The sequence below is a fragment of the Stenotrophomonas sp. SRS1 genome, from assembly GCF_026130205.1.
GTDB lineage: Bacteria > Pseudomonadota > Gammaproteobacteria > Xanthomonadales > Xanthomonadaceae > Stenotrophomonas > Stenotrophomonas rhizophila_B.
This window is the reverse complement of record NZ_JAINFD010000002.1, coordinates 158,031-176,645: the sequence shown is the minus strand read 5'-3', so window position 1 is coordinate 176,645 and position 18,615 is coordinate 158,031. Positions and strand designations below refer to the sequence as shown.

18 protein-coding genes are annotated in these 18,615 nt (G+C 68.4%); 9 read left to right on the top strand and 9 right to left on the bottom strand.

Annotated elements, in window-relative coordinates; genetic code table 11:
• Positions 1–36 precede the first annotated feature (36 nt).
• From K4043_RS06540 to K4043_RS06515, 6 genes are read left to right on the top strand one after another with little or no spacing between them, the layout of a single operon-like run.
• Positions 37–726, top strand: coding sequence for an RDD family protein (locus K4043_RS06540; protein WP_123729891.1), 690 nt, complete (start codon positions 37–39; stop codon positions 724–726).
• Positions 723–1,715, top strand: coding sequence for a stage II sporulation protein M (locus K4043_RS06535; RefSeq protein WP_265308653.1), 993 nt, complete (start codon positions 723–725; stop codon positions 1,713–1,715). Before K4043_RS06540 ends, K4043_RS06535 begins: the two co-directional genes overlap by 4 nt.
• The gene (locus K4043_RS06530) at positions 1,705–3,378 is read left to right on the top strand and encodes a DUF4129 domain-containing protein (protein ID WP_123730831.1); all 1,674 of its coding nucleotides are present in this window, start codon (positions 1,705–1,707) and stop codon (positions 3,376–3,378) included. Before K4043_RS06535 ends, K4043_RS06530 begins: the two co-directional genes overlap by 11 nt.
• Entirely contained in the window at positions 3,375–4,553 is a 1,179-nt protein-coding gene (locus tag K4043_RS06525; RefSeq protein WP_265308652.1) for a DUF4350 domain-containing protein, read from the top strand. The genes K4043_RS06530 and K4043_RS06525 overlap by 4 nt, the downstream gene beginning before the upstream one ends.
• Positions 4,550–5,563 carry a MoxR family ATPase gene (locus tag K4043_RS06520; RefSeq protein WP_123729889.1) on the top strand — a complete coding sequence of 338 codons (1,014 nt, stop codon included), beginning with the start codon at positions 4,550–4,552 and terminating at the stop codon, positions 5,561–5,563. Before K4043_RS06525 ends, K4043_RS06520 begins: the two co-directional genes overlap by 4 nt.
• A gap of 31 nt (positions 5,564–5,594) precedes the next feature.
• The gene (locus K4043_RS06515) at positions 5,595–6,893 is read left to right on the top strand and encodes a DUF58 domain-containing protein (protein ID WP_265308651.1); all 1,299 of its coding nucleotides are present in this window, start codon (positions 5,595–5,597) and stop codon (positions 6,891–6,893) included.
• A gap of 3 nt (positions 6,894–6,896) precedes the next feature.
• Here the strand turns inward: K4043_RS06515 and K4043_RS06510 are convergent, their stop codons facing one another.
• Together K4043_RS06510 and K4043_RS06505 are read right to left on the bottom strand one after the other, a co-directional pair.
• The gene (locus K4043_RS06510) at positions 6,897–8,075 is read right to left on the bottom strand and encodes a glutathionylspermidine synthase family protein (RefSeq protein WP_123729887.1); all 1,179 of its coding nucleotides are present in this window, start codon (positions 8,073–8,075) and stop codon (positions 6,897–6,899) included.
• Positions 8,076–8,078: 3 nt separating this feature from the next.
• Positions 8,079–8,642, bottom strand: a complete 564-nt coding sequence (locus K4043_RS06505) for a DUF1190 domain-containing protein (RefSeq protein ID WP_121040776.1) — start codon at positions 8,640–8,642, stop codon at positions 8,079–8,081.
• Positions 8,643–8,855: 213 nt separating this feature from the next.
• On the opposite strand from K4043_RS06505, the gene ilvD reads away from it, so the two are divergent.
• Positions 8,856–10,694, top strand: a complete 1,839-nt coding sequence (gene ilvD / locus K4043_RS06500) for a dihydroxy-acid dehydratase (protein ID WP_265309311.1) — start codon at positions 8,856–8,858, stop codon at positions 10,692–10,694.
• 123 nt (positions 10,695–10,817) lie between these two features.
• On the opposite strand, the gene dinG is transcribed toward ilvD, so the two are convergent.
• From dinG to aroE, 3 genes are all read right to left on the bottom strand, one after another.
• Complete coding sequence (dinG, locus tag K4043_RS06495) at positions 10,818–12,920, bottom strand: ATP-dependent DNA helicase DinG (protein ID WP_265308650.1); 2,103 nt, start codon at positions 12,918–12,920, stop codon at positions 10,818–10,820.
• Between the two features lie 141 nt (positions 12,921–13,061).
• Complete coding sequence (locus tag K4043_RS06490) at positions 13,062–13,424, bottom strand: hypothetical protein (protein ID WP_123729883.1); 363 nt, start codon at positions 13,422–13,424, stop codon at positions 13,062–13,064.
• A 10-nt stretch (positions 13,425–13,434) separates the two neighbouring features.
• Positions 13,435–14,280, bottom strand: coding sequence for a shikimate dehydrogenase (gene aroE / locus K4043_RS06485; RefSeq protein WP_123729882.1), 846 nt, complete (start codon positions 14,278–14,280; stop codon positions 13,435–13,437).
• 52 nt (positions 14,281–14,332) lie between these two features.
• Between aroE and K4043_RS06480 the strand changes: the two genes are divergently transcribed.
• On the top strand, positions 14,333–15,205 hold the full coding sequence (locus tag K4043_RS06480) for a TolB-like protein (RefSeq protein ID WP_265308648.1): 873 nt from the start codon (positions 14,333–14,335) through the stop codon (positions 15,203–15,205).
• Positions 15,206–15,272: 67 nt separating this feature from the next.
• Here the strand turns inward: K4043_RS06480 and K4043_RS06475 are convergent, their stop codons facing one another.
• From K4043_RS06475 to K4043_RS06460, 4 genes are all read right to left on the bottom strand, one after another.
• Positions 15,273–15,542 (bottom strand): SHOCT domain-containing protein, encoded by a 270-nt coding sequence (locus K4043_RS06475; protein ID WP_260232237.1) that lies wholly within the window; start codon positions 15,540–15,542, stop codon positions 15,273–15,275.
• A gap of 34 nt (positions 15,543–15,576) precedes the next feature.
• A complete protein-coding gene (gene hemB, locus K4043_RS06470) occupies positions 15,577–16,566 on the bottom strand; it encodes a porphobilinogen synthase (protein ID WP_123729880.1) in 990 nt (329 codons plus the stop codon).
• Positions 16,567–16,605: 39 nt separating this feature from the next.
• A complete protein-coding gene (locus tag K4043_RS06465; protein WP_123729879.1) occupies positions 16,606–17,523 on the bottom strand; it encodes a bestrophin family ion channel in 918 nt (305 codons plus the stop codon).
• Between the two features lie 134 nt (positions 17,524–17,657).
• Positions 17,658–17,906, bottom strand: coding sequence for a hypothetical protein (locus K4043_RS06460; RefSeq protein WP_123729878.1), 249 nt, complete (start codon positions 17,904–17,906; stop codon positions 17,658–17,660).
• A 181-nt stretch (positions 17,907–18,087) separates the two neighbouring features.
• On the opposite strand from K4043_RS06460, the gene K4043_RS06455 reads away from it, so the two are divergent.
• Positions 18,088–18,546 carry a hypothetical protein gene (locus K4043_RS06455; protein ID WP_019185443.1) on the top strand — a complete coding sequence of 153 codons (459 nt, stop codon included), beginning with the start codon at positions 18,088–18,090 and terminating at the stop codon, positions 18,544–18,546.
• The last annotated feature ends 69 nt before the right edge of the window (positions 18,547–18,615 follow it).

Genomic DNA, 18,615 nt, shown 5'->3' with positions numbered 1-18,615 from the left:
GTGCCCGCCCGCAGGATCCCGCGCGATGCGCCGCCGATGAGCGCGCCCATGCTGGATACCTACCGGGAGGTCATCACCCCCGAAGGCGTGCCTCTGCACCTGCCCGTGGCCGGGCCGTTGCCGCGTGCGCTGGCGTGGGCGATCGACCTGGTGATCCGGGTGGGTGCGTTGATGGTGCTGAGCATTCCACTGGCCTTCCTCGGTGGATTCGGCCAAGGCCTCTACCTGGGCCTGATGTTCCTGTTGATGTGGGCCTACACCATCGTCCAGGAGGCCTGCTGGGGCCGCACCCTGGGCAAGCGCGCGATGGGCCTGCGCGTGGTGGCGAGCGATGGTGGGCCGATCGGCTGGATGAGCGCGATCACCCGCAACCTGCTGCGCACCGTGGACATGCTGCCGTTCGGCTACGCGCTGGGACTGCTGTCGAGCCTGTTCGATGCGCATGGCCGCCGCCTCGGTGACCTGGTCGCGGGAACCGTGGTGATCCACCAGAGCGCACCGCCGGTGGGCGGCACGGTGCCGGTCGGCAGCGTACTGGCCCCGCCGCAGCCACTGCAGCCGGCCGAGCAGGCCGCCGTGGTCGACTTCGCCGAGCGTGCGCCGCGGCTGTCGGTGCCGCGCCAGCAGGAACTGGCCGACATCGCCGCGCCGCTGACCGAGAGCCAGGGCCAGGTCGGCGTGCTGCGCCTGTATGCGATGGCCAACTGGCTGCTGGGACGTCGATGAGACAGGAACAGTTCGTCGCCCGCTACCAGGCCGAGTGGCAGACGCTGGAGCAGTGGCTGGCCCAGCGCGGTGAGCGTCCGCGGCAGGCGCGCCGGCAGGCGGCCCACGAGGGTCTGGACGATGCCGACTTCCCGCAGCGCTATCGCCGCCTGTGCCAGCAGCTCGCGCTGGCGCGCCGGCGCGGCTACAGCCCGCAGCTGGTGGCACGCCTGCAGCAGCTGATGCAGCAGGGCCACACCCTGCTCTACCGCACGCCGCGCCCGCAGTGGCGGCGTGCGCTCGCCTTCCTGTTCGCCGATTTCCCGCAGCTGGTGCGCAGCCAGGCGCGCAGCATGTGGGTCGCTGCGGCGTTGTTCGTGGTGCCGCTGGTGGGCAGTTTCGCGCTGATCCTGTGGCGCCCCGAGCTGATCCATCTGCTGATGGACAACGCGCGCATCGCCGAATTCGAACGCATGTACGATCCGGCATCGCCCAACCTGGGCCGCGACAGCGGCACCAACTGGACGATGTTCGGCTACTACATCATGAACAACATCAGCATCGGCCTGCGCACGTTCGCCTTCGGCTTGATCGCCGGCGTCGGCACGGTGCTGGTGATGCTGTTCAACGGCGTCGGCATCGGATCGGTCGCCGGCCATCTGCAGCATATCGGCCATGGCGATCCGTTCTGGCGCTTCGTGGCCGGCCACGGCGCCTTCGAGCTGACCGCGATCGTGATCGCCGGCGGGGCGGGCCTGCAGCTGGGCATGAAACTGCTCGCACCCGGTCGCCGGCGGCGCATCGATGCGCTGGTCGAGGGCGGTGTGATCGGCGCCAAGCTGTGCGTGGGCGTTGCGGCGATGCTGCTGATCGCCGCCTTCATCGAAGCGTTCTGGTCCTCGATCGCGGCAATTCCGGCGTGGGGCAAATACAGCGTTGCCGCTGTGCTGTGGACCACCGTGTTCGTGTGGTTGTGGCGTGGCGGACGTGGGGCGGCCGATGCAGATTGATCGGCTCAACGTCGTGCTGCGCGCGCGCTCGGGCTGGGAAGCCATGGAGCTGGGCATGGCCCTGGTACGCCGGCATGCCGCGGCGATCTGGGCGCCGTGGATCCTCGTGTCGCTGCCGGTGTTCGTGCTGCTCAACGCAGTGGCATGGTGGACCAACAGCTTCGGCTGGGCCTGGCTGGCGATGTGGTGGCTCAAGCCGCTGTTCGAGCGCATCGCGCTGTACGTGATCTCACGCGGGGTGTTCGGCGATGCATCCACGCCCCTGCAGACATTGCGCGCGCAGCGCACATGGGGCTGGCAGGGCTTCTGGGGCTATCTCGGCTGGCGACGTCTGAGCCCGCTGCGTTCGGTGCTGCTGCCGGTCAATCTGCTGGAAGGCGCGGATCCGGCACATCGTCGCCAACGGCGTCGCGCCATCGCCGGGGGTGCGATGGGCTATGCCGTCCTGCTGACGATGGTGTGCATGGTCTTCGAGACGGTGCTGGTGGTCGGCGGCATCGCAGCGGTGTTCCTGTTCATTCCGGTGGACCTGCTGTCCGAGTCCTGGCGCGCGGCATGGGAGCTGGCCAAGCAGGACATGCCCGCATGGATGCAGCTGGGCGTGAACCTGCTGTTCTGGGGGGCCGCCACGCTGATCGGCCCGTTCTACGTCGGTGCCGGCTTCGGCCTGTATCTGGATCGCCGCACCCAGATGGAAGCGTGGGATGTGGAGATCGCCTTCCGCCGCCTGCATGCACGGTTGCAGCGCGCTGCGCCGCTGCTGGTCCTGGCCCTCGTGCTGCTCTGGCCGGGCGCGGCACTGCACGCCCAACAGGCGCCGGCGCAGTCGAACACCAAGGGTGCGTTGCCGGCGCCGGCCGATGACGCTCCGTCGCCTGCGCAAGACGCCGATGCGGCTTCGGACGCGGACGCCGACGGTGGCGAAGATGATGACGCCGATGACCCGCCGCGGACGTACGACAACGATCCGGACAACACGCCCCCGGTCATCTTTGGCGATGACGCGGTGGATACGGCTGGCTTCCGCCAGGCTGTGCAGCGCGCGTATGAAGACCCGCTGCAGAGCCCGACCCGTGAGGTTACCGAGTGGAAACGCATCGAAAGCGATGCAACCGAGGCGGAGAAGGCAAAACGTGAGGCTGCGGCCAAGGCCACTGGCAAACGCGGCAGCAAGGGGCCGCTGTTGCCGGCCCGGATCGCCGAATGGACGCTGTGGGCGGTGGTCGGGGTCCTGGTGTTGCTGCTGCTGGCCACCGCACCGCGCTGGCTGCCGTGGCTGCGCGGCTCCGGCCAGCGCCGTCGTGCGAAGGCCGCGGCGGTGGTCGAAGAACCAATCCGGATACCGGACGTGGTGCCGCCCGATCCGGCGTCGCGTGCGCGTGCCCTGTGGCAGGAAGGACGCCCCCGCCAGGCGCTGGCGCTGCTGTACCGCGCCAGTGTCGAATCGATGAGCGAGCGCGCCGGGATCACGCTTCCGCCGGGTGCCACCGAAGCGCAGTGCCTGCGTGCCTCGCGTCGGATGCCGGTCGAGGCCGACCGCAGCCTGTTCGCGCGCATCGTGCGGGTCTGGCAGTACGCGGCGTATGCCGGCCGACTGCCCAGCGATGATGACTTCGATGCGCTGGCCACGATTCTGCAGGCTCAGTTCGGGTGGCGCGCGTGAGCGTCCGTCTGCGCTGGCTGCTGATCGTCCTGGGCCTGCTGGTGATCTGCGTGCCGCTGGCGATCCTGTTCCTGCGCACGCACGAGCGGGTGACACACATAGAACACCTGCCGCCCCAGGGCGAAGCCAGTTACAACGCACTGTACGTGCTCGGCCAGGCGCTGCGTGCGGATGGGATCACGGTGCAGTCGCGCCCACGTCTGGACCTGACCCGGATGCCGCTGGAGCCGGGCGATACCGTGGTGCTGCTGCAGGACAGTGGAGAGGTCCCGGCGCCGGCCGTGACCGAGCTGATGGCGTGGGTGGCCAAGGGTGGGCATCTGATCGTGCGCACGCCACCGATCGGAAAGGACAGCGCCGGTAATGGCCCCCTGCTGGACGCGCTCGGCGTGGACAGCGAGGGCTACGAAAGCTACTGCCAGCGCTTCCACGTACGCGACGATCCGCAGCATGTCGAGTTCTGCAATGGTCGCCGCTTCTCGGCCGAGCCGCCTGCCGGCGTCACCCTCGAGCGTGGCTGGGGTGACGACCATGACCTGGTCTTCGCCCGCCTGCGCCACGGCCAGGGGCGCATCGACGTATTGGCCGACATGGCCTTCATGCATGGCAAGGGCCGGCCCAACCCGAGCGTTCCGCCGAATGCTGCCAACGCCTTCGTTGATGACCTGCACGACAAAGCCCACCGCGATCTCACCCGCTACGTGCTGGCGCCCAACTATGGCAAGGGCACGATGTGGCTGGTCTACGCCTCGCGCCCGCCGTCATTGTGGAACCGCGTGTTCTACCTCGGCTGGCCGGTGTGGGCGCCGTTGCTGCTGGCCCTGCTCGGCTGGCTGTGGCAGCGTGCGCAGCGCCTGGGCAGTGAACTACCCTCGCCTGCCGCGGAACGCCGCTCGCTGCTGGAACACATCCGCGCCAGTGGCGAACACCTGCTGCGCTTTGGCAAGGCACCACTGCTGTATGACGCGGTGCGGGGCGCCTTCCTGGCCCGCCTGCGGCGACGCTCGCCGACGGCAGCCGCCCTCACCGGCGAGGCCCAGGTGCACGCCATCGCCGCGGTACTGCAGTGGTCGCACGAGCGCGTGCGGACCGCCTTGACCCCACCCGCTTCCCACGACGTCGCCGGCCTGCGCGACCGCATCCGCCTGCTGATCCAGATGAGAACCCTGCTATGACCGAGCCGACGCTTCCGCCGCCGTTGTCCCCGCCTGCCGTGACGCCATCCCCGTCGCCATCGCCGTTGTCCGAGCGCGTCGATGCCGTCCGTGAGGCCGTGGGCCAGGCCTTCATCGGCCAGCCCGAGGTCCTCGACCAGATCCTGATCGCGCTGCTGGCCGGCGGCCACGTGCTGATCGAAGGGGTGCCGGGGCTCGGCAAGACGCTCCTGGTGCGCGCGCTCGCCCAGGCGCTGGAGCTGGATTACGGCCGTGTGCAGTTCACCCCGGACCTGATGCCCAGCGATGTCAGCGGCCATGCGGTGTACGACCCGAAGACGGAGAGCTTCAAGATCCGTCGCGGCCCGGTGTTCACCAATCTGCTGCTCGCCGATGAAATCAACCGCGCCCCGGCCAAGACCCAGTCGGCCCTGCTGGAAGTGATGCAGGAAGGCCAGGTCACCATCGAAGGCAAAGCGTTCGCGCTGACCCCGCCATTCCTGACCCTGGCCACCCAGAACCCTGTCGAGCAGGAAGGCACCTACCCGCTGCCCGAAGCGCAGCTGGACCGTTTCCTGCTGAAGGTGCTGATCGACTACCCGACGCTGGACGATGAGAAGCGCATGGTCGATGCGATCACCACCGGCCGCAGCGCCGCCGATTTCGATCTCTCCCAGGTGCCACGCGTGCTGAACGCGGCCGAGGTGATTGCGTTGCAGCAGGCGACCGCAGCAATCACGGTCGATCCGGAAGTGATCGACTACGCGGTGCGGATCGTCGCCGCCACGCGGCAATGGCCGGGTATCGCGCTCGGTGCCGGCCCGCGCGGCAGCATCGCGCTGGTGCGTGCGGCCCGTGCGCAGGCCGTGCTGTCCGGTCGTGATTTCGTCACCCCCGATGACGTGCGCGATATCGCCAAGCCCGCCCTGCGCCACCGCATCGCGCTGGCGCCGGAACTGCAGATCGAAGGACAGAGCGCCGACGACGCGCTGACCGCGCTGCTGGCCAAGGTGGACGCACCGCGCAAATGAGTGGGCGCGTCCTCCATCGCGAGCGACCGGCATGAGGCCGGGCGCACTGCTGCTGGCATTGCTGGCCGGTTGGGGCCTGCTCGGCGTGCCGGTGGTGATCGGCGCATGGCCGCACGCGGTCTGGTGGGCGATTGGCGGTGGCGTGGCGCTGATTGCGCTGGTGGACCTGCTTCGCCTGCGCCACCAGCCCTCGCCCAGCGTGCACCGCGAGCTGCCGGAGTCGCTCGCGCTGAACGTCGAGCGTGAGGCGACGCTGCGGCTGGAATCGAGCCGGCACCAGCGCGTGGAGGTATTCGATCTGGTTCCCGGTGGCTGGAGCCTGCAGGGCCTGCCGCGGTCGCTGGCGCTCAAGCCGATGGTCACCAGCAGCGTGGCGTACCGACTGACCCCGACCGCGCGTGGCCGTTTCGTCTTCGAGGGCGTGCACCTGCGCATGCACAGCGCGTGGCGGCTGTGGCATCAGCGGCGGCAACTGCCGCCGGCGCTGGCGGTGCGCGTCTACCCCAACTTCGCACCGCTGACGCGCTTTGCATTGTTCAGTGCCGAACAAGCCTCGCGCCTGGTCGGCGCGCACCTCAAGCGCCGCCGCGGCGAAGGCACCGATTTCCATCAGATGCGCGAGTACCGCGTCGGCGACAGCCTGCGCCAGGTCGACTGGAAGGCGACCGCGCGCGCGCGCAAGCTGATCTCCCGCGAATACCAGGACGAGAAGAACCAGCAGCTGGTGCTGATGATCGACACCGGCCGGCGCATGATGGCCAGCGAAGGCGGGCTGTCGCACTTCGATCATGTCCTCAATGCGGCGCTGGTGGTGTCCTACCTCGCGCTGCGCCAAGGCGACGGCGTGGGCCTGTTCGCAGCCGGGGGCGACAGCCGCTGGGTCGTACCGAAACGCGGCATGGGCACCATCGATACCCTGCTGCGCGCCAGCTACGATCTGCAGGCGCAGCCGGTTGCCACCGATTACCTTGCCGCCGCCACCGAACTGTCGCTGCGCCAGCGCCGCCGTTCACTGGTGATGCTGGTCACCAACGTGCGCGATGAGGACATCGAAGATCTGCTCGCCGCAGTGCGCCTGCTGCAACGCCAGCACCTGGTGTGCGTGGCCAGCCTGCGCGAACGCGCGCTGGATGATGCGCTGTCCCAGCCGGTGGAGACCCTGCAGGACGCTGCCCAGGCCGGTGCGATCGCGCGTTACCTGCAGCAGCGCAGCGACGCACATGACGCGCTGCGCAGCCACCGGGTGATGGTGCTGGATGTCACCGCCGAAGCACTGCCGGGGGCGCTGGTGGAACGCTACCTGGCGGTCAAGCGGGATGGGTTGCTGTAACGCTCAGAGATAGATGCGCGTCGGCGCTTCGTCGATGATCGCGTGCGGTACGAAGCGGGCGCTGTCGCGGGTGATCCGGCTGTTGTCCTCACGGATGCCCATGCCACAGGCCTGATCACCCACCACCCAGCTGCCGATCAGCGGATAACCGCCATCGAACGCGGTGAGCGGATGCGCGGCCTGGCGGATCGCCGGGCCGGTGTACGGGCCTTCGCTTTCCTGCCAGCTGCCATCGGCCAGGTGCATGGCCACGTTGGCGCCCTCGCGCGAGAACAACGGCTTGCGCACCCAGCCACGCGGCAGCTCGCTGCCATCGTCGAACTCGGCCGCGAGCAGGTTGGGGTGGCCACGGTGACGCTGCCACAGCAGCGGCAGCACGCCCTTGTTGCTGAGGATCGCCTTCCACGCCGGTTCCAGCAGCTGCACGCCCGAGGCGGGCAGCGCCTGGCCGAACGACTCGGTCATCAGGTCTTCCAGCGGGTACAGTTTGAACAGGCTGCCGATCACGGTGTCGTCCAGCGCGGTGAAGCGCCCGTCCTCGGACAGGCCGATATCCTCGATCGCGATCGCTTCACCACGAAGGCCAGCCTGAGCCGCACAGTCGCGCAGGTAGGCGACGGTGCCCTGGTCTTCTTCCGACGCACCGACCGCGCTGAAATACAGCGGCGGCGGCAGCTGCGCGGCCAGCTCACCGAAGCGTTCGACCAAGGCCTCATGGATCGCGTTGAACTGATCGGCATCCGGCGGCAGCCGGTTCTGGTTGCGCTGGTCCTCCAGCCACTGCCACTGGAAGAACGAGGCCTCGAACAGCGAGGTGGGCGTGTCGTAATTCAGCTCGTAGAGTTTGGCCGGGCCGGTGCCGTCGTAGGCGAAATCGAGCCGCCCATACAGGTGCGGCTCGCGGCGGCGCCAGCTCTCGGCGATCCAGTCGCGGAACTGCGGCGGGATCGCCAGCTGGTCCATCAGCTGCTGGCTGCCCACCACCTCGTCGACCAGATCCATCGCCATGGCATGCAGCTCGGCGCTGGGATCTTCGATGTCCTGTTCGATCTGGCGCAGGGTGAACGCGTAGTACGCGGTTTCATCCCAGTACGGCAGGCCATCGATGGTGTGGAAACGGAACCCGGATTCTTCTGCCCGAGCGCGCCATTGGCTGCGCTCGGCGATACGCACGCGCTGCATCGATCAGCCGCCGACGCTGCTGCGGTTGCTGCTGGTGTTGCCGAAGCCGCCGCGGCTGGCGGTGACCGCCCGGTTCGGGGTGGCATTGACCGGCGCCAGGCCGGCCTTGCCCGCGCCGATGCCGCTGGCGGTGTTCATGCCACCGGTCGACGGACCCGGGCGTGCCCAGCCCTTGGCCTTGTCCTGGTAGGCCGGGCTCGCGGCCGGCTGCTGGGCCAGGCCGGCGCCGCCACGGTTGCTGAGCATCTGCGACATGAAGAAGCCCATCATCATCGGGCCGATGAACGAATGGCCGGTGGAGGTCTTCTGTTCCACACACTGCTCGGCGTTGTATTCGGCCTCGCAGGCTTCACGCGTGGCGTACTTGGGGGCCGCATCGGCCGACTGCTTCTGCGCTTCGGCAAACGCGTTGCGGCAGCTGGACGGATCGCCGGTGGCTTCGGTACAGGCCTGCACCGAGGTGTAGAGCCCTTCCTGCACCTGCACGGCCTCGTTCTTCTGGCAGGCGGTGAACAGCAGCGGCGCAGCGCTCATCAACAGCAGCGCAGTGGTCCTGGAACGTTTCATGGCGTCATGCCCCCTAGTACGGTTATCTCCCCAATCATGCCTGATCGGGGCGAACAACCAAAACCGGCAAAGTCCAAAACATGAACAGCGTTTCAGCATTCGCTCTGGGCGGGGCCGCGCCAGCGGCGAAGGTGGTTGCAAACGCAACCGGAATTTTTCGGCAGAATCGAGGTGAAACGCGCCCCCACGGCCCGCCAGATCCTGCCAGCCACCATGCCTGAATACCGCTCCCGCACCTCCACCGCCGGCCGCAACATGGCCGGCGCCCGCGCCCTGTGGCGCGCCACCGGCATGACCGATGGCGACTTCCACAAGCCGATCATCGCCATCGCCAATTCGTTCACCCAGTTCGTGCCCGGCCACGTGCACCTCAAGGACCTGGGGCAACTGGTGGCGCGCGAGATCGAGCAGGTCGGCGGCGTGGCCAAGGAGTTCAATACGATCGCGGTGGATGACGGCATCGCGATGGGCCACGACGGCATGCTGTATTCGCTGCCCAGCCGCGAGATCATCGCCGACTCGGTGGAGTACATGGTCAACGCGCATTGCGCCGATGCGCTGGTGTGCATTTCCAACTGCGACAAGATCACCCCCGGCATGCTGATGGCCGCGCTGCGGTTGAACATCCCGGTGGTGTTCGTCTCCGGCGGGCCGATGGAAGCGGGCAAGACGCGCCTGTCCGAGCACAAGCTGGATCTGGTGGATGCGATGGTGATCGCCGCCGATGAAAGCGCCAGCGACGAGAAGGTCGCCGAGTACGAGCGCAGTGCGTGCCCGACCTGCGGCTCGTGCTCGGGCATGTTCACCGCCAACTCGATGAACTGCCTGACCGAAGCGCTGGGGCTGTCGCTGCCCGGCAACGGCTCGACCCTGGCCACGCATGCCGACCGCGAGCAGCTGTTCCGCCGCGCCGGCCGCGTGGTCGTGGAACTGTGCCACCGCTGGTACGGCGGCGAAGACGTGGGTGCATTGCCACGCGGCATCGCCACCCGCGAAGCCTTCGAGAACGCGATGACGCTGGATATCGCGATGGGCGGCTCGACCAACACGATCCTGCATCTGCTGGCCGCCGCGCAGGAAGCGGAGGTGGACTTCGACCTGCATGCCATCGATGCGCTGTCACGCCGTGTGCCACAGCTGTGCAAGGTCGCGCCAAACACGCCGAAGTACCACATGGAGGATGTGCATCGCGCTGGCGGTGTGTTCGGCATCCTCGGCGAACTCGCGCGCGGTGGCCTGCTGCATACCGACGTGCCGACCGTGCACAGCCGCACCCTGGCCGAGGCGATCGCACGCTGGGATGTCGCGGTGAGCACCGATGAAAAGGTGCACGATTTCTTCCGTGCCGGCCCCGCCGGCATCCCGACCCAGGTCGCCTTCAGCCAGGCCACGCGGTGGCCGACGCTGGACGTGGATCGTGCCGAAGGCTGCATCCGCGCCGTCGCGCATGCCTATTCGTCCGAAGGCGGGCTGGCGGTGCTGCGCGGCAATCTGGCCGTCGATGGCTGCGTGGTGAAGACCGCCGGCGTGGACGAATCCATCCACGTGTTCGAAGGCAACGCGCGCGTGTTCGAGAGCCAGGATGCCGCCGTGCAGGGCATCCTCGCCGATGAAGTGGTGGCCGGCGACGTGGTGGTGATCCGCTACGAAGGCCCGCGCGGTGGCCCGGGCATGCAGGAGATGCTGTACCCGACCAGTTATCTGAAATCCAAGGGGCTGGGCAAGCACTGCGCGCTGCTCACCGACGGCCGTTTCTCCGGCGGCACCTCGGGCCTGTCGATCGGGCATGCCTCGCCGGAAGCGGCCTCGGGCGGCACCATTGGCCTGGTGCGCAACGGCGACCGCATCCGCATCGACATTCCCGCACGGCGCATCGATCTGCTGCTGGATGACGCCACGCTGGCCGCACGCCGCGCCGAACAGGACGCGCTCGGCTGGAAGCCGCGCGAGGCGCGCCCGCGCAAGGTCACCGGTGCACTCAAGGCGTATGCGTTGCTGGCCACCAGTGCTGACAAGGGCGCGGTGCGCGACCTGGCGAAGCTGGAGGGGTAGGTCCACGCCATGCGTGGGTGCGTGCAGTTTCAGGCTGCGGCGCGTTCTGATCGGAGAGCAGCCACGCATGGCGTGGCTCTACCGTTTCGGAGCGCAATGCCCCGTTGCAAGTGTCGTGTACCGCTACCCGATCACGCGCTTGAACGGCGGCAGTGAATCGATGATGCGCTTGCCATAGCGGCGGGTCAGCAGCCGCGAATCGAGGATGATCACGCGGCCGGTATCGGTGGAGGTGCGGATCAACCGGCCGGAGAACTGGGTCAGCGTGCGCAGCGCATGCGGGATAGCGATCAGGTTGAAGGCATTCAGGCCGCGGCTCTCGAACCACTCGCTCAATGTGGAGGTCTGCGGATCGGTCGGCACCGCGAACGGCACCTGGGTGATCACTACCGTGGTGCAGGCTTCGCCGGGCAGATCGAGGCCTTCGCCGAAGGAATTGAGCCCGAACAGTACCGAGCCCTCGCCGGCCGACGTACGCCGCAGGTGTTCGTCGATCATCTTCTGCTTGGCGGTCTCGCCCTGCACCAGCACCTGCTTGCGCTGCGCGGCCGGCATCAGCTCGGCCACCTTTTCCATCTTCCAGCGCGAGGTGAACAGCACGATGCTGCCCTTGCCCCAGTCCAGCTCCTTGACCAGGTACTTGGCGATTTCCCTGGGGTGACCTTCCTTGTCATCCGGGGTCACCGGGAATGCCGGCACGATCAGCTGGGCCTGGTTGGGCAGATCGAACGGCGAGGCCAGCGAGACCATCTCGGCTTCGGCCGGAATGCCGTTGTCGATCGCCAGCGCCTGGAAATCGCCACCGCCGGTGAGCGTGGCCGAGGTCATCACCACCGAATCCACTTCATCCCAGAGCAGCTTGCGCAGCACGTTCGCCGCCGAGACCGGCGAGCCATGCAGGACCAGGTCGCCATCGCGCGAGAGGGTGATCCAGCGCGCGGTCGGCGGCTGGCCCTCCTTGTCTTCGCGGCGCCAGCCGCTCCACAGATTGTGCTGCTGCTCGATCATCTCCAGCGCCATGCCGAGGTTGCGCTGCAGGCGCTCGCGCGCGGCATCCTCGGGCTTGCCCTTGGCCACCTGCGTCAGCGCGGCGTGCGCCCAGTTGAACAGCGCGCGGGTGTCGTCGGCGATGGCCTCGATATCCGGCATCCAGATGTCCGGCAAGCGGCCATTCGGAGCGCGCCACATCGGCTCCTGCGCGGCCGGGTCCGGCCGCCAGCTGCGGTCGATCACATCGCGGAAGGCCTTGAGCTGCTTGCTGACCTTGGCGGCGGCTTCGATGGCCTCATTGGGTAGCAGGTTGCCCAGCTTGTCCTTGTCCACCGCGCGGTAGGACGCGGCGATCAGCACCTGCAGGCGGCCGGTGCGCTTGGCCATTTCGTCCAGCGCGAGGCTGGCCGCGCCCTGGTCGATGGCGACGTTGCCGATGTGGTGCCCTTCATCAAGCACCAGCAGCATGTCCGAGGGCGGCGCGATCAGCGGCTGGCCGTTGTCGCTCTCGCCGATCGACAGCGCCGACAACAGCAGCGCGTGATTGGTCACCACGATCTGCGCCTCGCGCACGGTGTTGCGCGAGCGCAGCACCGCGCACTGCGCCGAGTAGGCGCACTTGCGCCCCGCGCAGCCCGAGGCCGGCGTGGTGATGCGCGAGCGCAGGGTATTGCTGATCGTTTCCGGCGCGTTGTCCAGGTCACCGTTCCAGCGGCCTTCCAGGAAGGCCTTGCTCAGCGACTGCGCCAGGTCCATCTCGATCGGCGCCAACGGCCGGTCGAACAACGGCTGTTCGTCGTCGAACATGCCTTCCTGCGCGCCATCGCCATGCGCCTCGGCCGCGTTGCGGGTGCACAGGTAGCGGGTGCGGCCCTTGGCCAGCGCCACGGTGGCTTCAATGCCGGTGGCCTTGAGGAAATTGGGGATGTCGCGCTCGACCAGCTGCGACTGCAGCGCCACGGTGCCGGTGCTGATCACCAGTTTCTTCTTGGTCGCCAGCGCGATCGGCACGCCGGCGGTCAGGTAGCCCAGCGACTTGCCGACGCCGGTGGGCGCTTCGACCACGCCGACGCCGCCGCTGTGCGACAGCGCACGCGACACCACACCGATCATCTGGCTCTGCGAGCGCCGGGTACTGAAGCCGGGCGTATTGGCCTGCAGCTTGGCGTAGGCGTCGCGGATGCCGGCCTTGAGCTCGTCGTTCAGGGCGCGGGGAGCTTCAACTTTTTCGGTCACGCCGGGGGACTGCCTGACTGGATCACGGCCCCCATTTTCTCACGACCCGGGGGCCGTGACCGGCGCCATTTTCCGCGCCGGTTCATATCCGTGACGCGGCCCACGCCAATACTGTGGGCCGCGACAGGCGGCTGCACCCGCTCAGCGTGGCGGCAGCGGCGCAGCGGGTGGAACGGCGCGGCCGCGCAGCGCGCGGGTCATCGCCCAGACCAGCAGCACCAGCGCGAGGGCCTCGAACAGATTGAGTGCGAAGTGGCCGGCACCGAGCAGCTTGGACATCAGCTGCAGGTTCTCGTAGTTGCCCTGCTGCACCATCCACATCGGCACCAGGTTCAGGACCAGGCCGGCCAGGGTGGTCAGCGCCATCACGCCGAGCGCACCCAGGGCCACGCTGCGGATCGCGCCGCGCGGGGTATCCACCACCCAGACCACGGCGATTGCCAGCGCGATCAGCACCGGCAGGCGCACGCCCACCATGGTCAGCATCGAGATCAGCAGATCCATGTCCACCGGCTCAGTCCTCGCCGGCCAGCGGGGCCAGCTGGGTGCGCAGCTCGGTGTAGACGGCATCGGTCTGCGGGCGCACCGCGTGCCACTGCAGGAAGCTCTCGGCGGCCTGTTCGACCAGCATGCCCAGGCCATCGACGATGTTGCGGCACCCCGCCGAGCGCGCCCACGCGGTAAAGGCAATCGCGGCCTCGCCGTAGTTGAGATCGACCGCGGTGGTCATGCTGTTGACCAGCGACAACGGCAGCTTGAACTCCGCAGCGCGGTCGCGGCCGGCCGAGGTGGCGTTGATGATCAGCTCGAAATCGCCCAGCTCGCGGATGTCTTCCCAGTAGCGGGTGATGGCGCGGCCCGGCTCGCCCATTGCATCGATCAGCGCGTCGGCGCGCTCGGGGGTGCGGTTGACCACCACCAGCTCCAGGATGCCGGCATCCAGCAGGGCCGGGGCCACGCTGCGGGCCGAGCCGCCCGCGCCGATCAACAGGGTGCGGCGGCCACGCAGGTCCAGGCCGTGGCGGTCGGTGAGATCCCGGACCAGGCCGATGCCATCGGTGGTATCGCCGTGCCAGCGGTCACCCTTGCGCAGCAGCGTGTTGACCGCACCGGCGCGGCGCGCGCGCGAGGTCAGCGTGGTGCACAGCGCGAAGGCGGCTTCCTTGTGCGGCGCGGTGATGTTGGCGCCCACGCCACCCTCGGTGGCAAAGGCGTCCAGGGCCGCCAGGAACTCGCCCGGCGATGCCTCGATCGCGCGGTAGTCCAGCGCCAGTCCTTCCTGCCGGCCGAACGTGGCATGGATGTGCGGCGACTGCGAATGCGCGATGGGCTGGCCGAATACGGCGTAACGGTCGGTCATGGGTTTCCTGCTCCGGGCCTAGAATGGAACGCAAACCCCAACGGACGCGATGATGCGCATTCCATTGTCTCTGCTCGCGCTGAGCGCCAGTTTACTCTGCACACCCGCCGCGATGGCGCTTTCCGAATTCGGCATCGAGGGCATGGGCGTGGTCTCGACCAAGGCCAACGAAGCCCAGGCCACGATCGCGCCGGATGGCCAGCGCATCGTGTGGGCCAGCGACCGCGCCGGCGGACACGGGGGTTGGGACCTGTGGCAGGCGGTGCTGCGCGAGGGGCGCTGGCAGGACCCTGCCCCGCTCGCGCTCAACAGCGCCAACGACGAGCGCGACCCGTACTTCAGCCACGATGGCCGCTGGCTGTACTTCGCCTCCAACCGCCGCGGCGGCCAGGGCGGCTTCGATCTGTACCGTGCCCCGGTGGCCACCGACGGCACCCTCGGGACCGCGCAGGCCCTGCCGGCGCTCAACACCCGCGCCGACGAACGTGCACCTGCGCTGCGCCCGGATGGACGCACGCTGCTGTTCTCGCGCAATGGCACGCCCACCCAGGGCGGCTTCGATCTGTATCTGGCGCCCGTGCAGGGCGAGGGATTCGGCAGCGCGCAGGCCCTGCCGGCCCCGCTCAATACGGCCGCCGATGAACTCGGGGCCGCGTGGCTGGACAATGCGCACGCGCTGGCCTTCACCCGCGCGAGCGAGGGGCATTCGCAGGTCTTGCTGGCGAGCTGCGATCACCGCCAGGCGGCGGTGCCGCTGACGCTGTCGTTCAACACCGCCGACGGCCAGACCGGCGCGCCGGTGGTGGACGCGTCAAAACCTTCGGAGATGGTCCTGGCTGGCATGGCACGCGCACCGCGTGCCGGCGGGCTGGATCTGTACCGGATCAAGAAGCCGTCGGTGCCGCAGGGTACTGGCTGCGGTTGACGCTGCGGTCGCCGCAAGGCAGCCACGCGTGGCGTGGCTCTCCCCGTGGAGGCGGCGCCGCCCAGCGTCAATGGCCCTGCAGCAGCTCCGCGCGCAGCTGCTCGTAGTGCGCCTCGCTGATCTCGCCGTGATCCTTGCGCTGGTTCAATGCCGCCAGCTGCGCCTGCAAGGCGGGCGACAGCTGCGCCTCACGGGCGATGCGGGCGGCGGCGGAGGGTTGCTCCGGCGCCTGCCGCGCAGCGCGGCGCACGCCACGGATCACCAGCCCGATGACCACGGCGAAGGCGAGCACGCCGGCCGTCCAGGTCACCCACTGTAGCCATCCCATCGTCTGCATCATCGTCGTCCTGTATCGGGGTGGGCGCGTATTGTCAGCGTTCGCGCAGCCAACGCGCCACCTGCGGGGCGAAATAGGTCAGCACGCCATCGGCGCCGGCACGCTTGAAGCCGATCAGCGACTCCATCACGCAGGCCCGTTCGTCCAGCCAGCCATTGGCGAAGGCCGCCTTCATCATCGCGTACTCGCCACTGACCTGATACGCGAAGGTCGGCACGCCGAACTGCTGTTTCACCCGGCGTACGAGGTCCAGATAGGGCATGCCCGGCTTGACCATCACCATGTCCGCGCCTTCTTCCAGATCCAGCGCGATCTCGCGCATGGCCTCGTCGCCGTTGGCCGGGTCCATCTGGTAGGTCTTCTTGTCCGCCTTGCCGAGGCCGGTGGAGCTGCCGACCGCATCGCGGAACGGACCGTAGAACGCCGAGGCGTACTTGGCCGAGTAGGCCATGATCCGCACGTTGACGTGGCCGGCGGCATCCAGCGCACGGCGGATCGCACCGATGCGGCCATCCATCATGTCCGAGGGCGAAATGATGTCCACGCCGGCTTCGGCGTGCGACAGCGACTGCTTGACCAGTGCCTCCACGGTGATGTCGTTGAGCACGTAACCCTTGTCATCGATGATGCCGTCCTGGCCGTGCGTGGTGTACGGATCCAGCGCGACGTCGGTCATCACGCCCAGCTCCGGGAAGCGCGACTTCACCGCGCGGATGGCGCGCTGTGCCAGACCGTTCTCATCCCACGCCGCGGCGGCATCGAGCGACTTGCCGGCCGGATCGATCACCGGGAACAGGTCGATCACCGGGATGCCCAGTTCCAGCGCTTCTTCGGCCACCTTGAGCAGCTCGTCGATGGACAGCCGCTCCACGCCCGGCATCGAGGCCACCGGCGCGCGACCCGCCAGCTCGTGCACGAACACCGGGTAGATCAGGTCGTCGGTGGTCAGCGTGTTCTCGCGCATCAAACGGCGCGAGAACTCGTCGTGACGCATGCGGCGGGGGCGATAGTCGGGGTGTGCCATGAGGAACTCCGGAACGGAATGCAGGAAAGAGTGCAGGAATTACTGCAGCAGGTACTGCCGCGGTTGCAGGGGCTCGGGCAGCGGCTGGACGCCCAGGCTGTCGAGCAGATCGATTTCGACGGTGCGCACCATCGCATCCAGCGGCAGGTCGTTGGATTCCAGCCCGAACGGCTCTTCCATCTCCTCACCGAGCTGGTCCAGGCCGAAAAACGCATAGGCCAGCACGGCCGAGACCACCGGCGTTGCCCAGCCCAGCGAGCTGGCCAGGCCGAACGGCAGCAGCACGCAGAACAGCCATGCGCAGCGGTGCAGCAGCAGCGTGTAGGCGAACGGCAGCGGCGTGGTCAGGATGCGCTCGCAACCGGCCTGGATGCTGGACAGCGCATGCAGGCGTGTTTCGAACTGGGTGTACAGGTACGGATCAAGCTGACCGGCGCGCAGTGCCTGGGCGAGATCGGCAGCGATCATCGCCAACAGTTGATCCGGTGCATTGAGGCGCTGGCCGAACCGCGCGCGGTCGGCCTCCGGCACCCACGGCAGTGCCGCCAGCATCATGTCGCGGCCACGCAGGCGGGCGGCCAGCGCATGCGCGAAGCCGATGCACAGCCGGCACACGCGGTCGCGCAGCGCGGGATCGTCAACCAACAGCGCCTGACACAGGCGTGCCAGGCTGCGTGATTCATAGATCAGCTGGCCCCACAGCTTTCGGCCTTCCCACCAGCGCTCGAAGCAGGCGTTGTTGCGGAAGCTGAGGAAGATCGACAGCACCAGGCCCAGCAGCGTGAACGGTGCCACCGACACGCGCTCGATGCCCGGCGGGTGCCACAGCTCGGCCAGGGCCGCGACCGCAACCGACAGCAGCAGGATCGCCACGACCTTCGGAGCCACCGCCGGAACGATGGAGCCGCGCAGGATGTAGAGCAGTTGCCAGCCGTGGGGACGAGGACGAATGATCATCGGTGCAGGGAGAGCGCCCGGACGGGCGAGGACCGCCGGCGGAGCCGGATGCGGCAGCCGGTCATTCTACGCCGATGGTGCCGGGCGGCCGTGAGCTGCGACGGTCGGTCGCACCCGGGCCGCGCACGGGCCGCTCAGATGATGCCGCCACCCAGCCCGAGCCGCACGACACCCACCACCACCACGATGCCGTTGAGCACCAGCCCGGTCCAGGCCCGGCCGCGCTTGCTGGCGTGGGTGAACAGGATGCCGATGGCCGCGATGACCGCGCCCACCGCGGCAAACGGGATCAGGAACCAGTTGCCCCAGCCCAGCAGCGGGATCAGGGCCACAATCATCCAGAGCAGCGCGACGATGCCCCACAACAGACTGATCAATCCCATGCCCGGCTCCTTGAGGTGAATGCGTGGCCCACCATAGCGGTTCCCGGCGCAGGCGCAAGCGGCAGCGAGACGCCGTTGGCGGGGGCCTCACCGGGGCGGTGCTAGGGTGCGCTGGCAGGGGTTGGGACCGATTCAGTCACCAGCGCCGATCATCCCAGCCATCACACACAGGGGTAACGCCATGAACATCCGATGCGCTGCATTGCTGGGCCTGGCGCTGCTCAGCGCCGGCTGCGCCAGCACCTCCAAGGTCATGCTCGGCCAGGCGCGTGCGCCGGTCGATCCGGCCACGGTGCAGATCTACTCCACCCCGCCGGCGGGGTCGCAGGAAATCGCCCAGCTCGAATCGGCCAGTGCAGTCGGTTTCGGCACACAGGGCCAGACCGATGCCGCCGTCATGCGGCTCAAGCGTGAAGCGGCCGCCCTTGGTGCCAACGGCGTGATCCTGATGGGCGTGGGTTCCAGCGGCTCGCCGGTGGGCATGTCCGTCGGCGCGGGCAGCTATGGCTCGCACGTGGGCGGTGGCGTCGGCATCGGCATCCCGACCACGCAGAAGCGCGCGGCCGGTGTGGCGATCTGGGTGCCAAATCCGCCGCCGGCGCCGCGCCTGCCGACGCAGACGATCACGCCGCAGCGGTAAAGAGCGCTGCGGTAACAGATACCGCGGTAGGCCACGACCATTGGTCGTGGCTGCTGGAACAGCGCACCG

Bases quoted from the DNA above. Each gene is read 5' to 3' on its own strand.
- K4043_RS06540 (WP_123729891.1), top strand. From the start codon at position 37: ATGAGCGCGCCCATGCTGGATACCTACCGGGAGGTCATCACCCCCGAA.
- K4043_RS06535 (WP_265308653.1), top strand. From the start codon at position 723: ATGAGACAGGAACAGTTCGTCGCCCGCTACCAGGCCGAGTGGCAGACG.
- K4043_RS06530 (WP_123730831.1), top strand. From the start codon at position 1,705: ATGCAGATTGATCGGCTCAACGTCGTGCTGCGCGCGCGCTCGGGCTGG.
- K4043_RS06520 (WP_123729889.1), top strand. From the start codon at position 4,550: ATGACCGAGCCGACGCTTCCGCCGCCGTTGTCCCCGCCTGCCGTGACG.
- K4043_RS06515 (WP_265308651.1), top strand. From the start codon at position 5,595: ATGAGGCCGGGCGCACTGCTGCTGGCATTGCTGGCCGGTTGGGGCCTG.
- K4043_RS06510 (WP_123729887.1), bottom strand. From the start codon at position 8,075: ATGCAGCGCGTGCGTATCGCCGAGCGCAGCCAATGGCGCGCTCGGGCA.
- K4043_RS06505 (WP_121040776.1), bottom strand. From the start codon at position 8,642: ATGAAACGTTCCAGGACCACTGCGCTGCTGTTGATGAGCGCTGCGCCG.
- ilvD (WP_265309311.1), top strand. From the start codon at position 8,856: ATGCCTGAATACCGCTCCCGCACCTCCACCGCCGGCCGCAACATGGCC.
- K4043_RS06490 (WP_123729883.1), bottom strand. From the start codon at position 13,424: ATGGATCTGCTGATCTCGATGCTGACCATGGTGGGCGTGCGCCTGCCG.
- aroE (WP_123729882.1), bottom strand. From the start codon at position 14,280: ATGACCGACCGTTACGCCGTATTCGGCCAGCCCATCGCGCATTCGCAG.
- K4043_RS06480 (WP_265308648.1), top strand. From the start codon at position 14,333: ATGCGCATTCCATTGTCTCTGCTCGCGCTGAGCGCCAGTTTACTCTGC.
- K4043_RS06475 (WP_260232237.1), bottom strand. From the start codon at position 15,542: ATGCAGACGATGGGATGGCTACAGTGGGTGACCTGGACGGCCGGCGTG.
- hemB (WP_123729880.1), bottom strand. From the start codon at position 16,566: ATGGCACACCCCGACTATCGCCCCCGCCGCATGCGTCACGACGAGTTC.
- K4043_RS06465 (WP_123729879.1), bottom strand. From the start codon at position 17,523: ATGATCATTCGTCCTCGTCCCCACGGCTGGCAACTGCTCTACATCCTG.
- K4043_RS06460 (WP_123729878.1), bottom strand. From the start codon at position 17,906: ATGGGATTGATCAGTCTGTTGTGGGGCATCGTCGCGCTGCTCTGGATG.
- K4043_RS06455 (WP_019185443.1), top strand. From the start codon at position 18,088: ATGAACATCCGATGCGCTGCATTGCTGGGCCTGGCGCTGCTCAGCGCC.